The organism is Agromyces tardus, from assembly GCF_003710805.1.
Classification (GTDB): domain Bacteria; phylum Actinomycetota; class Actinomycetes; order Actinomycetales; family Microbacteriaceae; genus Agromyces; species Agromyces tardus.
This window is the reverse complement of record NZ_RHHB01000013.1, coordinates 38,280-52,458: the sequence shown is the minus strand read 5'-3', so window position 1 is coordinate 52,458 and position 14,179 is coordinate 38,280. Positions and strand designations below refer to the sequence as shown.

At 71.7% G+C, this 14,179-nt stretch carries 10 protein-coding genes; 8 read left to right on the top strand and 2 right to left on the bottom strand.

Annotated features, from left to right (window positions below; all coding sequences use genetic code 11):
- Positions 1 to 62: 62 nt before the first annotated feature.
- Together EDM22_RS09080 and EDM22_RS09075 are read right to left on the bottom strand one after the other, a co-directional pair.
- Positions 63 to 524, bottom strand: coding sequence for a hypothetical protein (locus EDM22_RS09080; RefSeq protein WP_122936743.1), 462 nt, complete (start codon positions 522 to 524; stop codon positions 63 to 65).
- 144 nt (positions 525 to 668) lie between these two features.
- Positions 669 to 857 (bottom strand): hypothetical protein, encoded by a 189-nt coding sequence (locus EDM22_RS09075; RefSeq protein WP_122936742.1) that lies wholly within the window; start codon positions 855 to 857, stop codon positions 669 to 671.
- 98 nt (positions 858 to 955) lie between these two features.
- Between EDM22_RS09075 and EDM22_RS09070 the strand changes: the two genes are divergently transcribed.
- The 8 genes from EDM22_RS09070 to ilvC all read left to right on the top strand — a co-directional run bounded on the left by EDM22_RS09070 (position 956) and on the right by ilvC (position 14,115).
- On the top strand, positions 956 to 1,564 hold the full coding sequence (locus EDM22_RS09070; RefSeq protein WP_122936741.1) for a TetR/AcrR family transcriptional regulator: 609 nt from the start codon (positions 956 to 958) through the stop codon (positions 1,562 to 1,564).
- Positions 1,564 to 4,500, top strand: coding sequence for an MMPL family transporter (locus tag EDM22_RS09065; protein WP_122936740.1), 2,937 nt, complete (start codon positions 1,564 to 1,566; stop codon positions 4,498 to 4,500). The genes EDM22_RS09070 and EDM22_RS09065 overlap by 1 nt, the downstream gene beginning before the upstream one ends.
- Positions 4,497 to 6,575, top strand: coding sequence for a YhgE/Pip family protein (locus EDM22_RS09060; protein WP_122936739.1), 2,079 nt, complete (start codon positions 4,497 to 4,499; stop codon positions 6,573 to 6,575). Before EDM22_RS09065 ends, EDM22_RS09060 begins: the two co-directional genes overlap by 4 nt.
- Before the next feature lie 125 nt (positions 6,576 to 6,700).
- On the top strand, positions 6,701 to 8,950 hold the full coding sequence (locus EDM22_RS09055) for a bifunctional alpha,alpha-trehalose-phosphate synthase (UDP-forming)/trehalose-phosphatase (RefSeq protein ID WP_122936738.1): 2,250 nt from the start codon (positions 6,701 to 6,703) through the stop codon (positions 8,948 to 8,950).
- 9 nt (positions 8,951 to 8,959) lie between these two features.
- Positions 8,960 to 10,654, top strand: coding sequence for a dihydroxy-acid dehydratase (ilvD, locus tag EDM22_RS09050; RefSeq protein ID WP_122936737.1), 1,695 nt, complete (start codon positions 8,960 to 8,962; stop codon positions 10,652 to 10,654).
- Between the two features lie 47 nt (positions 10,655 to 10,701).
- Positions 10,702 to 12,504 carry an acetolactate synthase large subunit gene (locus EDM22_RS09045; protein WP_122936736.1) on the top strand — a complete coding sequence of 601 codons (1,803 nt, stop codon included), beginning with the start codon at positions 10,702 to 10,704 and terminating at the stop codon, positions 12,502 to 12,504.
- A gap of 2 nt (positions 12,505 to 12,506) precedes the next feature.
- Positions 12,507 to 13,016: an acetolactate synthase small subunit gene (gene ilvN, locus EDM22_RS09040; protein ID WP_122936735.1), complete on the top strand. Its 510-nt coding sequence runs from the start codon at positions 12,507 to 12,509 to the stop codon at positions 13,014 to 13,016.
- A 70-nt stretch (positions 13,017 to 13,086) separates the two neighbouring features.
- On the top strand, positions 13,087 to 14,115 hold the full coding sequence (gene ilvC, locus EDM22_RS09035) for a ketol-acid reductoisomerase (protein WP_122936734.1): 1,029 nt from the start codon (positions 13,087 to 13,089) through the stop codon (positions 14,113 to 14,115).
- Positions 14,116 to 14,179: the final 64 nt, after the last annotated feature.

Sequence of the window (14,179 nt, the reverse complement as noted above, 5' to 3'; positions counted from 1 at the left end):
CGGCCGCGCGAGGTGGCCGTACAAGATTCGGGGTCCGATTTTGAACGCGCGGCGGCGCGGGGTCAGGCGGCGGCGCGGGGAACGGCGTGCAGCGTGGCCACGGGTGCGATGTCGGCGGCGTCGGCCGCGGCATCCGCCTCATTCAGGTCGTCGGATGCGGCGACGTCGAGCTCGACCGGGTCGGCCCACACCACGAGCGGCGCCGGTGTCCAGCTGAGGGCGAGCGTCTGCTCGTCGGCGGGCACGATGACGGCGACGGTCTCGCGCTCCTCGAGGAGCGTGCGGGTGACCTCGGCGGCGATCTGGTGCGTCAGCATCGCGTGGAAGATGGCGTCGGTGTCGTCGGGCTTGCGTCGCACGAGCGACCACTGCCCGGCGGGGCCGATGAACTGGGAGAGCTTCGCGTTCACGAGCTCGAAGATGTGCTCACCACGGAGGTCGGCCGCGGTAGGGCGCGGCGCGGGTGCAGCGGTGTGGGCGGCGGCTTGGGCGGCGAGCCGTGCGCGGCGCCAGCGGCGGAACATCGGTTCCCCTCTCATCGGGTTCGGGTCTCAGGCGTGGCTGCAGGGTGGTGTGGCTTCCAGTGTCGATCACGCCCGCGCGGAACGGGAAACTGACACGCCGCCGCGCCCGGCTCGGCAGCGGAAGTGCCCGACGGAGGGTGAGCGCTACTCGGTGAGCTCGCGGCGCTTCTCGTCGTCGGCGACGGTGCCGATCGCGATCGCGAGGCTGCACGCCCACGACACCCACATGAGCAGGAGACGCCAGTCCCGCGGGCCCGAGATGGTGGCCTTGACGACCCCGATGGCGCCGAGGATCGATCCGAGCACTGCTCCGCTGAAGAGGTACTTGCGCATGCCGCAACGCTACCGGGTGGTCTGCGGGTCTGGGAGTCATCCGTGAATCTGACCGATCGTGCAGTCCCTGACCGATCGGTCAAGCTACCGTCGATTCCATGCCCACCGACACCACCGCCTCCGCCCGTGCGCGTGCGAGCGACGAGCTGCGCGAGGTCGCGCTCGAGCACTTCGCCACCGTCGGATTCGGGGCGAGCTCCCTGCAGCAGATCGCCGACCACGCCGGCTACTCGAAGTCGAGCGTGCTCTACCACTTCGCCTCGAAGGAGGCCCTGCTCGAGGCCGCGATCGGGCCGTCGATCGACGCGCTCGAGGACCTCCTCGGGGACCTCATCGAGTTCCGGCGCTCGCCCGGCGAACGCGGCGCGTTCATCGACCGGTTCGTCGACTTCCTGCTCGCCAACCGGCTCGCCGTGCACACCTTCGTGAACCAGGGGCAGTCGCTCCGCGGCATCCCCGTGATCGAACGGGCCAACGTCGCCATCAACCGCCTCGCGGAGGCCGTCTGCGCCGACGAGGCGACCGCGGCGGAGCAGGTGCGGTTCGGCGTCGCGCTCGGCGGCGCCGCCTTCATCCTCGCCACGGGCAACCTGTATCGCGGCGACGCCCCCGAACTGCCCGAGGACGAGGTGCGCACCGCCCTCGTCGCCGTGCTCTCCGAACTCCTCCTCCCGGTGCCGGCCGGCCGACCCGATCGGGCGTACTGATGGCCCTCCTGCTCCACCGCATCGGACGCTTCGCCTTCCGGCGGGCGTGGCTCGTCATCGCCGCGTGGGCCGTCGCCCTCGCTGCCCTCCTCGGCGCGGGCATCGGCCTCGGCGGCCAGCTCCAGGAGTCCTACGCGATCCCCGGCACCGAGTCGCAGGACGCGATCGACCAGCTCGCCGCGGTGTTCCCGCAGACGGCCGGCGCATCGGTGAAGGCCGTCGTCGAGGCGCCAGACGGCTCGTCCGTCGAGGACGAGCCCTACCGCACCGCGATCACCTCGATGGAGACCGAGCTCGAGGGCGTCGACGGCGTCGCGAGCGTGCTCGGCCCGTTCGACGAGTACGCCGGCGACCAGGTGTCGAGCGACTCCCGCACGGCCTACATCCAGGTGCAGTTCGACACCCCGACGACGGGGGTGAGCGACGCCTCGATCGAGGCCGTCACCGCGACGGGCGAGATCGCACGCGACGCGGGCCTGAAGGTCGCCTTCGGCGGCGAGGTGTTCCAGGACACCGAGTTCGGGCTCACGATCACCGAGCTGCTCGGCGTGCTGTTCGCCGCCGTGGTGCTCTTCATCACCTTCGGGTCGCTCCTCGCGGCGGGGATGCCGCTCATCACCGCGCTCATCGGCGTCGCGGCCGCGTTCGGCGGCATCTCGATCGTGGCGGCCATCGCACCGGTCTCGAGCACCGCGCCCATGCTCGCCGTGATGATCGGCCTCGCCGTCGGCATCGACTACGCGCTGTTCATCCTGTCGCGGCACCGCACCCAGCTCGCGCGCGGACAGGATCCCGAGGAGAGCGCAGCCGAGGCCGTGGCCACCGCGGGCGGCGCGGTCGTCTTCGCCGGCCTCACCGTGATCATCGCCCTGCTCGGCCTGCTCGTCGTGGGCATCCCCTTCCTCAGCGTCATGGGCGTCGCGGCGGCGTTCGCCGTGTTCATCGCGGTGGTCGGTGCGGTCACGCTCCTGCCGGCGCTCCTCGGCGTGTTCGGCCGGCGCCTCGTGCCCAAGCCCACGAGCCGCGCGCACCGTCGCGCGAACGCCGACGACGACACCGGCCGGCACACGATGGGCCGCCGCTGGGTCGACCTCGTGCTCAAGGCGCCCGTCGTGTTCGTCGTGCTCGTCGTCGGTCTGCTCGGCGCCGCGGCGATCCCCGCGGCGAGCCTCGACCTCAACCTGCCGAGCGGCGGCGCCGACACCTCGGCGGCGAGCGACGCGAACGCGAACGACCTCATCGCGAACGGCTTCGGGCCCGGCTACAACGGCCCGCTCATCGTCACGGTCGACATCACGCAGACGACCGACATCTTCGACGACCTCGACGCGATCGGCGCCCGCCTCGGCGAGCTCGACGACGTCGCCTACGTCGGTGACGGCGTGCCGAACCCCACGGCCGACACGGCCATCATCCAGGTCGTGCCGAGCAGCGCGCCGAACACGCCCGAGACGAAGGCGCTCGTCGAGAAGATCCGCGAGCTCGCGCCCGGCATCGAGGCCGACTACGGCACGCCGATCGCGGTCACCGGCTACACGGCCGTGGCGATCGACATCTCGAACCGGCTGACGAACGCGCTCGTGCCGTTCGCGCTCATCGTCGTGGGGCTCTCGATCGTGCTGCTCCTCATCGTGTTCCGCTCGGTATTCGTGCCGTTCAAGGCGGCCCTGGGCTTCCTCCTCTCGGCGTTCGGGGCGCTCGGCGTGACGGTCGCGATCTTCCAGTGGGGGTGGTTCTCCGACTTCCTGAACGTCGAGCCGGGGCCGATCCTGAGCTTCCTGCCGATCCTGCTCATGGCGGTGCTGTTCGGCCTCGCCATGGACTACGAGGTGTTCCTCGTGTCGGGCATGCGCGAGGAGTTCGTGAAGACGCGCGAGCCGCGCACCTCGATCGTGCACGGCTTCCAGCACGCGTCGCGGGTCGTCACGGCCGCGGCCCTCATCATGTTCTTCGTCTTCTTCGCCTTCGTGCCCGAGGGTTCCGGCGCCATCAAGGGCATCGCGTTCGCCCTCGCGATCGGCGTCGCGTTCGACGCATTCCTCGTGCGCATGACGTTCGTCCCTGCCGCGATGGCGCTCGCGGGCAAGGCGGCCTGGTGGCTGCCCGCGTGGCTCGCCAAGCGCCTCCCCGACGTCGACATCGAGGGCGAGGGGCTGCGCGCCCACCTCGCCCAGGAGGAGTGGGCGGCGTCGCGCCCGGCGGCGCTCAACGCCGACGACACCGTGTTCGGGCTCCCCGAGCGCACGGTCGGGCCGCTCTCGGTCGAGCTGCCGAACGGCGGCGTGCTCGTCGTCCGAGGCGACGCGGTCGAGCGGCAGGTCGTCACCTCGACGTTCGCCGGCCGGCTCGCGCCCGTGTCGGGCCGGCTCGCGGTGCTCGGCTCGCCGCTGCCGTCGGATGCCACGGCGGTCCTGCGCCGGGTCGCGCTGGCCGATGCGTCGGCGGATGCCGCGGGCGGCCTCACCGTCGGCGAGCTCATCGGCGCGCGGCTCGACGCCACCGGCTCGTGGTTCCGGTTCGCGCCGAAGCGCTCCGACGTCGTCGAGTGGGTGCGCCGCGTCGCCGACGCCACCGGGGCGCGGGGAAGCATCACGCCCGAGACGCCCGTCGCGTCGCTCGGCGCCGTCGAGCGCGTCCTCGTCGCCACGGCGGCGGCCCTCGCCGAGCGACCGCGCGCCGTCGTCGTCGACCTGGGCGACGAGCCCGAGGTCGTGGCGACCGCGTGGGCGCCGCTCGCGCGACTCGTTCCCGCCGGCACCGCCCTGCTCGCCGCGATCGGCCCCGACGCGGCGCCTCCCGTGCCGGACTCCGCGCTCGCCGAGCGCGGCATCCGCACCCTCGACGTCACCCTCACGCCGGCCGCCGTGGTCGCCCCGCTCGCCGGGCTCGCCACGACCGCCGCCCCCGCACCGCTTCCCGAGGAGGCCCTCCGATGACCACCCCCGCAACGCCGCCCCGGCCGGCCCGCACCTCGGGCCTCGCCCGGCTGTTCGGGTCGACCCCCGCACAGCGACGCCTGCGCGCGGCCCTGCTCGCGTTCGCCGTGGTCGCGGTGCCGCTCGCGGTGGCCGGCGTCGTCGCCGGGGCGATCGGCGGAGCCGACGACCGGCTCGACGCGATCCCCGCCATCGTCGTGAACGACGACGAGATGGTGACGATCACGAACGCCGACGGCAGCGAGCAGCCCGTGCTCGCGGGGCGCCTGCTCGTGACGGAGCTCACGGGCGGCGGCGAGACCGGCTTCGACTGGTCGATCTCGAACGACGAGGAGGCCGCGCAGAAGCTCGCCGACGGCGAGGTCTACGCCGTGCTCACCATCCCCTCCGACTTCTCGGCCTCGGTCACCTCGCTCTCGGGTGCCGACCCGACGGTGGCGCAGCTCGACATCCGCACCGACGACTCGCACGGCTACCTCGCCGGCACCGTCGCCGACTCGGTCGGGCAGGCCATGTCGACGGCGTTCGGCCGCGAGATCGCGCAGACCTACCTCGCCGGGCTCTACGGCGGCATCGCCCAGATGGCCGGCGCGCTCGCCGACGCGGCCGACGGCGCGGGATCGCTCGCCGACGGCGCCGACTCGCTCGCGGGCGGCCTCGGGCAGCTCTCCGACGGCATGGCCTCGTACGCCGCCGGCGTGGGAGAGCTCTCGTCGGGCGTCGGTGCCTCCGCAGCGGGCGCGCGGGAGGCGGCGAACGGCGCATCGGACTACGCCGACGGCGTGGCGCAGTACACCACCGGCGTCGAGGGGCTCGCGTCGGGCCTCGGCCAGCTGAACGCCGGAGCCGCAGGGCTCGACGGCATCTCCGACGGGTGGGACCAGTACGTCGGCGGCATCACCGCGGGCGTCGACCAGATCGAGACCAACGTCGGCCCGGTCGCCGACCGGCTCGACGCGTTCATCGCCGACCCCGCCAACGCCGACGTCATCGCGCAGTACCCGCAGATCGTCGAGGCCGCCGGCGCCATCGACGCGACCCTGGGACAGCTCGACCAGCTCTCCACGGGCGGGCAGACGCTCGCTGCTGCGACCCGGTCGGGCATCGACGGCATCCAGGGCGGCATCTCCGACGCCGCGGGCGGCGCCGCGCAACTGTCGGCGGGGTCGGCCTCGATCCGCGACGGCGGCTACGGCCTCGCCTCTGGCATCGGCGACCTCGCCACCGGCCTCGAACAGCTCGCGGGCGGTGCCGCCGCGACCGCCGACGGCGCGAACGAGCTCTCGGCGGGAGTGGCGGGCAGCGCCGACGGCGCCTCGCAGCTGGCCGGGGGAGCCGACGCGCTCGCGAGCGGCCTCGCCAAGGGCGCCGACGCCGCGGCGCCGCTCGGCGAGATCGACGCCAACGCGACGGCAGCGGTCGTCGCCCAGCCGGTCACCTCCACGGCGACCCGCGACAACGAGATCGGCTCGATCGGCGAGGTGATCGCGATGCTCTTCGCCCCGATCGGACTCTGGCTCGGCGCGATGGCACTCTTCCTCGTCTACCGGCCCTTCCGGCGCGACGTGCTGGGCAGCACGGCGTCGACCGGCGGGATCGTGGGCCGCTCCCTCACGCGGGCGGGCATCATCGCCCTCGCCCAGGTGGTCGGCGTCGTGGCGCTCATGCACACCGCGCTGGGCGTCGACGTCTCGCTCCTGCCGCAGACGATCGCGTACGCGACGCTGCTCGCGCTCGCGTTCACCGCGGTGCACGCATTCCTCTCCGCGTGGCTCGGCCGGGCGGGCACGATCGTCTCGCTCGTGCTCCTTGTCGTGCAGCTCGTCGCGACGGGCGGCCTCATCCCGATCGAGGTGCTGAGCGCGCCGTTCCAGGCGATCAGCGTGTTCCTTCCGCTCAGTTGGGCGGTGCAGGGGATGCAGGCGATCATCGCCGGCGTGGGCGGTGCCGCCGTCGCCGGTCCGGCCGCGGTGATCGCGCTGTTCGGCGTCGGCGGCGTGCTCGGCACGGCCGTCGTCGTGGGGCGGCGCCGCGGCATCCGCTCGACCGGATTCGCGTCGGCCGCGGTCGCGTAGCGCCGGCGCCCTGACGGGACCGGACGCGACCTGGGGAACCGGGGCGGGCCGATGCGACGCCACCCCCTGACCGAGGGGTGGGGGACTGTTAGCCTGAACTGATCGCCAGGAGGGGACCGACGACGATGCAGGACGCCCGAAAGACCGAGCCCGACGACGCCTCGGCCGCCGCAGCGTACGACATGGTGGTGGTCTCCAACCGGCTCCCCGTCGACTACGTCGCGGGCCCCGGCGGCGCGACCCGCTGGAAGAGCTCGCCGGGCGGCCTCGTCACCGCGCTCGAACCGGTCATGCGCGCCGCCGACGGCGCGTGGATCGGCTGGGCCGGCGTGGCCGACCGCGAGTTCGCGCCGTTCGAGCACGACGGCATCTCGATCATCCCCGTGCCGCTCTCGGAGCAGGAGCTCGAGGAGTACTACGAGGGCTTCTCCAACGACACCCTCTGGCCGCTCTACCACGACGTCATCGCGCCGCCCAGCTTCCACCGCGAGTGGTGGGAGTCGTACGTGCGCGTCAACCGCCGCTTCGCCGACGCGGCCGCCGACGCGGCATCCGAGGGGGCCGTCGTCTGGGTGCAGGACTACCAGCTGCAGCTCGTGCCGCGGATGCTGCGCGAGGCCCGCCCCGACCTCGTGATCGGGTTCTTCAACCACATCCCGTTCCCCGCGTACGGCATCTACTCGCAGCTTCCCTGGCGCCGCCAGGTCATCGACGGCCTGCTCGGCGCCGACGTCATCGGCTTCCAGCGGGCGGCGGATGCGGGGAACTTCGGCCGTGCGGTGCGCCGCCTCTTCGGCTACCCCACCCGGGGGTCGGTCATCGACGTGCCCGAGGCCGACGGCGAGACGCGGCACGTGGTGGCCCGGCACTTCCCGATCTCGATCGACGCCGCCTCCTTCGAGGAGCTGGCCCGGCGCCCCGACGTGCAGGCGCGGGCGAAGGAGATCCGCCACAGCCTGGGCGACCCCGAGATCGTCATGCTCGGCGTCGACCGCCTCGACTACACCAAGGGCATCCGCCACCGACTGAAGGCGTTCGGCGAACTGCTCCGCGACGGCCGGCTCGGCGTCGAGGAGGTGACCCTCGTGCAGGTCGCGAGCCCGTCGCGCGAGCGTGTCGAGACGTACCGCCAGCTGCGCGACGAGATCGAGCTCATGGTCGGGCGGCTGAACGGCGACTACTCCACGCTCGGCCACCAGGCCATCGCCTACCTGCACCACGGGTACCCGCGCGAGGAGATGGTGGCGCTCTACCTCGCCGCAGACGTCATGCTCGTCACGGCGCTGCGCGACGGCATGAACCTCGTCGCCAAGGAGTACGTCGCCTGCCGCTTCGACAACGACGGCGTACTGCTGCTCAGCGAGTTCACGGGCGCGTCCGACGAGCTGCGCCAGGCCGTGCTCGTGAACCCCCACGACATCGAGGGCCTGAAGGACTCGATGATCGAGGCCGTGCGGATGCCGCAGCGCGAGCGCGCGCGTCGCATGCGCTCCCTGCGCAAGCGCGTGCGCGACAACGACGTGGCGAACTGGTCGGCGACGTTCCTCGAGACGCTCACGGGCGTCGGCAAGATCGACCCGGGCGTGCCCGACGGGCTGCGCGTCGCACTCACGCAGCTCGCGGAGTCGGAGCGCCTGCTCGTCGCCCTCGACTTCGACGGCACGCTCGCGCCGATCGTCGACCGCCCGGAGGACGCGCGTTCGACCGACCGCGCACGGTCGGCGATCGACCGGCTCCTCTCCGCCGACGACACGCGCGTCGCGCTGGTCTCGGGCCGCGCCCTCGCGAGCCTGCGCCACGTCGCCTCGCCGCCGGTCGCCGCCCTGCTCAGCGGGTCGCACGGCGTCGAGCTCCAGCTCGACGGCGACGGCGTCACGATCGACCTGCGCGACGCGGAGCTCACCCGCCTGGAGCAGCTCACCGAGGTGCTCGAGCAGGCGGTGTCCGACACCGAGGGCGCCTGGGTGGAGCGCAAGCCCGCCGGCGTCGCGCTGCACACGCGCAAGCTCGGCTCCGTCGCCGGCGCGGCGTTGCAGCGCTCGGCGCGCGACCGCGTCGAGAGCGTCGTGCCCGGACTCAGCATCCGCACGGGGAAGAGCGTGCTCGAGTTCTCGGTGCGCGCGAGCGACAAGGGCGAGGCCGTCACCCGGCTGCGCCAGCACGTCGGCGCGTCTGCGGTGCTGTACGTCGGCGACGACGTCACCGACGAGGACGCGTTCGCGATCCTCGAGACGGGCGACGTCGGCGTGAAGGTGGGCCAGGGCAAGTCGCTCGCGGCGCACCGCGTGCGCTCGCCCGAGGAGGTCGGCGAGCTTCTCGAGATCCTCGCGGGGGCGAGGGAGGCCGCGCGCGGAGCGCACCCCCGCTGGACATAGACTCGACGCATGTCGGAGTTCGATCCCAAACCGCGTAGTCGCACCGTCACCGATGGCATCGAGGCCATGACCAGCCGGGGGATGCTCCGCGCGGTCGGCATGGGCGATGCGGACTGGGACAAGCCCCAGATCGGCATCGCGAGTTCGTGGAACGAGATCACCCCGTGCAACCTCTCGCTGGCCCGCCTCGCGCAGGCGGCGAAGGAGGGCGTGCACGGCGGCGGCGGGTACCCGCTGCAGTTCGGCACCGTCTCGGTCTCCGACGGCATCTCGATGGGCCATGAGGGCATGCACTTCTCGCTCGTGTCGCGCGAGGTCATCGCCGACTCGGTCGAGGTCGTCATGCAGGCCGAGCGACTCGACGGCTCGGTGCTCCTCGCGGGCTGCGACAAGTCGATCCCGGGCATGCTCATGGCCGCCGCGCGCCTGGACCTCGCGTCGGTGTTCCTCTACGCCGGATCGATCGCGCCCGGGTGGGTGCGCCTCTCCGACGGCACCGAGAAGGACATCACGATCATCGACTCGTTCGAGGCCGTCGGCGCGGTGCGCGCCGGCACCATGAGCGAGGCCGACGCCAAGCGCATCGAGTGCGCGTTCGCGCCCGGCGAGGGCGCCTGCGGCGGCATGTACACCGCGAACACCATGGCATCGGTCGCCGAGGCACTCGGGCTCTCGCTCCCGGGGTCGGCGTCACCGGCATCCGCCGACCGTCGCCGCGATTACTACGCCCACCGTTCGGGCGAGGCCGTGGTCAACCTGCTCGAGCACGGCATCACGGCGCGCCAGATCCTCACCAAGCAGGCGTTCGAGAACGCCATCGCCGTCGGCATGGCGCTCGGCGGCTCGACCAACATCGTGCTGCACCTGCTCGCGATCGCGCGCGAGGCCGAGGTGGAGCTCACCCTCGACGACTTCAACCGCATCGGCTCCAAGGTGCCCCACATCGGCGACCTCAAGCCCTTCGGCAAGTACGTCATGAACGACGTCGACCGCCGCGGCGGCCTGCCCGTGCTCATGAAGGCCCTGCTCGACGCGGGGCTCATGCACGGCGACGCGCTCACCGTGACCGGCAAGACCCTCGCCGAGAACCTCGCCGAGATGGACATCCCGCCGCTCGACGGCGAGGTGCTGCGCACGCTCGACAACCCGATCCACGAGACCGGCGGACTCACCATCCTGCACGGCTCGCTCGCGCCCGAGGGCGCGGTCGTGAAGACCGCCGGATTCGACGCCGCGACCTTCGAGGGCCCCGCCCGCGTGTTCGAGCGCGAGCGCGCCGCGATGGATGCCCTCACCGCCGGCGAGATCAAGCACGGCGACGTCGTGGTGATCCGCTACGAGGGCCCCAAGGGCGGCCCCGGAATGCGCGAGATGCTCGCCATCACCGCCGCCATCAAGGGCGCCGGCCTCGGAAAAGATGTACTACTCTTGACGGACGGTCGATTCTCAGGCGGCACAACCGGTCTGTGCATCGGCCATCTGGCACCGGAGGCGGTGGACGCAGGTCCGATCGCCTTCGTGCGCGATGGTGATCTCATACGGGTCGATATCGCAGCTCGCACGATCGACCTACTGGTCGACGACGCCGAGCTGGCCGCCCGCCGTGAAGGCTGGGCTCCGCTTCCCCCGCGCTACACCCGAGGCGTCCTCGCGAAGTACTCCAAGCTCGTGCGCTCCGCAGCCGAAGGCGCGACCACGGGCTGAGTGCTGCGTCCATCCGCACACACACCGTCCACCAGAACAGGAACCGAATGTCCACGGAATCAACTGCCGTGCCATCGCCCGCCAACCTGCCCCACGGCACGCCTGAGCTCCTCACGGGAGCCCAGGCGGTCGTCCGTTCGCTCGAGCTCCTCGGCATCACCGACGTCTTCGGGCTCCCCGGCGGCGCGATCCTGCCCGTCTACGATCCGCTGCTCGACAGCCGCAAGCTCCGCCACATCCTCGTGCGCCACGAGCAGGGCGCCGGCCACGCCGCCGAGGGCTACGCCTCGTCGTCGGGCAAGCTCGGCGTCGCGATCGCGACCTCGGGCCCGGGCGCCACGAACCTCGTGACCGCGATCGCCGACGCCCACATGGACTCCGTGCCGCTGCTCGCGATCACCGGCCAGGTGTTCTCGAACCTCATGGGCACCGACGCCTTCCAGGAGGCCGACATCGTCGGCATCACGATGCCGATCACGAAGCACTCGTTCCTCGTGAAGCGCGCCGACGAGATCCCCGCGGCCATCGCCGCCGCCGTGCACATCGCCACCACCGGACGCCCCGGTCCCGTGCTCGTCGACATCACGAAGGACGCGCAGCAGGCGACGTTCCCCTTCCGCTGGCCGCCGAAGCTCGACCTGCCCGGCTACCGGCCGATCATGAAGGCGCACGGCAAGCAGGTCTCCGCGGCGGCCCAGCTCATCGCGGAGGCGAAGCGCCCCGTGCTCTACGTGGGCGGCGGCATCATCCGCTCGCGCGCCTCCGAAGAGCTGCTCGCGCTCGCCGAGGCCACGAACATCCCCGTCGTCACGACCCTCATGGCCCGCGGCGCGTTCCCCGACTCGCACCGGCAGAACCTGGGCATGCCCGGCATGCACGGCACCGTGCCCGCGGTGCTCGCGCTGCAGGAGTCCGACCTGCTCATCGCGCTCGGCGCCCGCTTCGACGACCGCGTCACGGGCAAGGCGGCGCTCTTCGCCCCCGAGGCGAAGGTCGTGCACGTCGACATCGACCCGGCCGAGATCGGCAAGATCCGCACGGCCGACGTGCCGATCGTGGGCGACGCCAAGGAGGTGCTCGTCGACCTGCTCGCCGCGTACCGCGAGGCCGTCAAGCAGACCACGCCCGACCTCGACGAGTGGTGGGCCACGCTCGAGGGGCTCCGCTCGGAGTTCCCGCTCGGCTACTCGCAGCCGTCCGACGGCCTCCTCGCGCCGCAGTACGTCATCCAGCGCATCGGCGAGCTCACCGGGCCCGAGGGCGTCTACGCCGCGGGCGTCGGCCAGCACCAGATGTGGGCGGCGCAGTTCATCAAGTACGAGCGTCCCAACGCCTGGCTGAACTCGGGCGGCGCCGGCACCATGGGCTACGGCGTCCCCGCGGCCATGGGCGCGAAGGTCGCCGAGCCGCACCGCGTCGTGTGGGCGATCGACGGCGACGGATGCTTCCAGATGACCAACCAGGAGCTCGCGACCTGCACCCTGAACGACATCCCCATCAAGGTCGCGATCATCAACAACTCCTCGCTCGGCATGGTGCGCCAGTGGCAGACGCTGTTCTACGACGGCCGCTACTCGAACACCGACCTGAACACCGGGCACGACTCGGTGCGCGTGCCCGACTTCGTGGCGCTCGCCGAGGCCTACGGCGCGCTCGGCATCCGCGTCACGAAGGAGGAGGAGGTCGACGCCGCGATCAAGCTCGCGCTCGAGACCAACGACCGCCCGGTCGTGATCGACTTCGTCGTGTCGGCCGACGCCATGGTGTGGCCGATGGTGCCGCAGGGCGTCTCGAACAGCTACATCCAGTACGCCCGCGATCACTCGCCGGCATTCAGCGAGGAGGACTGACCATGTCGACGCACGTTCTCTCGCTCCTCGTCGAGGACAAGCCGGGTCTGCTGACACGCGTCGCGGGGCTGTTCGCCCGCCGCGGCTTCAACATCGAGAGCCTCGCCGTGGGCCGCTCCGAGATCGAGGGGCTCTCCCGCATCACGGTCGTGGTCGACGTGGAGGACCTGCCGCTCGAACAGGTCACGAAGCAGCTCAACAAGCTCATCAACGTCATCAAGATCGTCGAGCTCGACCCGGCCCAGTCGGTGCAGCGCGAGCACCTGCTCATCAAGGTGCGCGTCGACAACACCACCCGCTCGCAGGTGCTCGAGGCCGTGAACCTCTTCCGCGCCCGCGTCGTCGACGTGTCGACCGACGCCCTCGTCATCGAGGTCACCGGCGACTCCGGCAAGACCACCGCGCTGCTCAAGGTGCTCGAGCCCTACGGCATCAAGGAGATCGCCCAGTCGGGCCTGCTCGCCATCGGCCGCGGCGGCAAGTCGATCACCGAGCGCGTCTTCAAGAACTGATCCGCGGATGCGGCGGCACGGCGCCGCGGCATCCGTCACCTGAACCGAAACCAAGGAGAAAGAACAGCACATGGCTGAGATCTACTACGACAAGGACGCGGACCTCTCGCTCATCCAGGGCAAGAAGGTCGCCGTCATCGGCTACGGCTCGCAGGGGCACGCGCACGCGCAGAACCTCCGCGACTCCGGCGTCGAGGTCGTCATCGGCCTCAAGGAGGGCTCGAAGTCGGCGCCCAAGGCCGAGGAGGCCGGCTTCGAGGTCAAGAGCGTCGCGGATGCCGCGGCGTGGGCCGACGTCGTCGTCATCCTCGCGCCCGACCAGTTCCAGCGCCACATCTACGCCGAGTCCGTCAAGGACAACCTGTCCGAGGGCAAGACCCTCGTCTTCGGCCACGGCTTCAACGTGCGCTTCGGCTACATCACGGCGCCCGAGGGCGTCGACGTGATCCTCGTCGCCCCCAAGGCGCCGGGCCACACCGTGCGTCGCGAGTTCGTCGCGGGTCGCGGCATCCCCGACATCATCGCGGTCGAGCAGGATGCCTCGGGCACCGCGTGGGACCTCGCGAAGTCGTATGCCAAGGCGATCGGCGGCACCCGCGCCGGCGTCATCAAGACCACCTTCACGGAAGAGACCGAGACCGACCTGTTCGGCGAGCAGGCCGTGCTCTGCGGCGGCGTCTCGCAGCTCGTGCAATACGGCTTCGAGACCCTCACCGAGGCCGGCTACCAGCCCGAGATCGCCTACTTCGAGGTGCTCCACGAGCTCAAGCTCATCGTCGACCTCATGTGGGAGGGCGGCATCTCCAAGCAGCGCTGGTCGGTCTCCGACACGGCCGAGTACGGCGACTACGTCTCGGGCCCCCGCGTCATCGACGCGCACGTCAAGGAGAACATGCAGGGCGTGCTCGCCGACATCCAGTCGGGCGCGTTCGCCAAGCGCTTCATCGACGACCAGGACAACGGCGCGAAGGAGTTCCTCGAGCTCCGCGCCAAGGGCCAGGGCCACCCGATCGAGGCCACCGGCCGCGAGCTGCGCAAGCTCTTCGCGTGGAACACGGCGGAGGACGACGACTATGTGGACGGCGAGGTCGCGCGCTAGCCGCGAACCCACCTGCACTCCTGCGCACCCGCACGGCGGGGTCGGCTTCGGCCGGCCCCGCCGT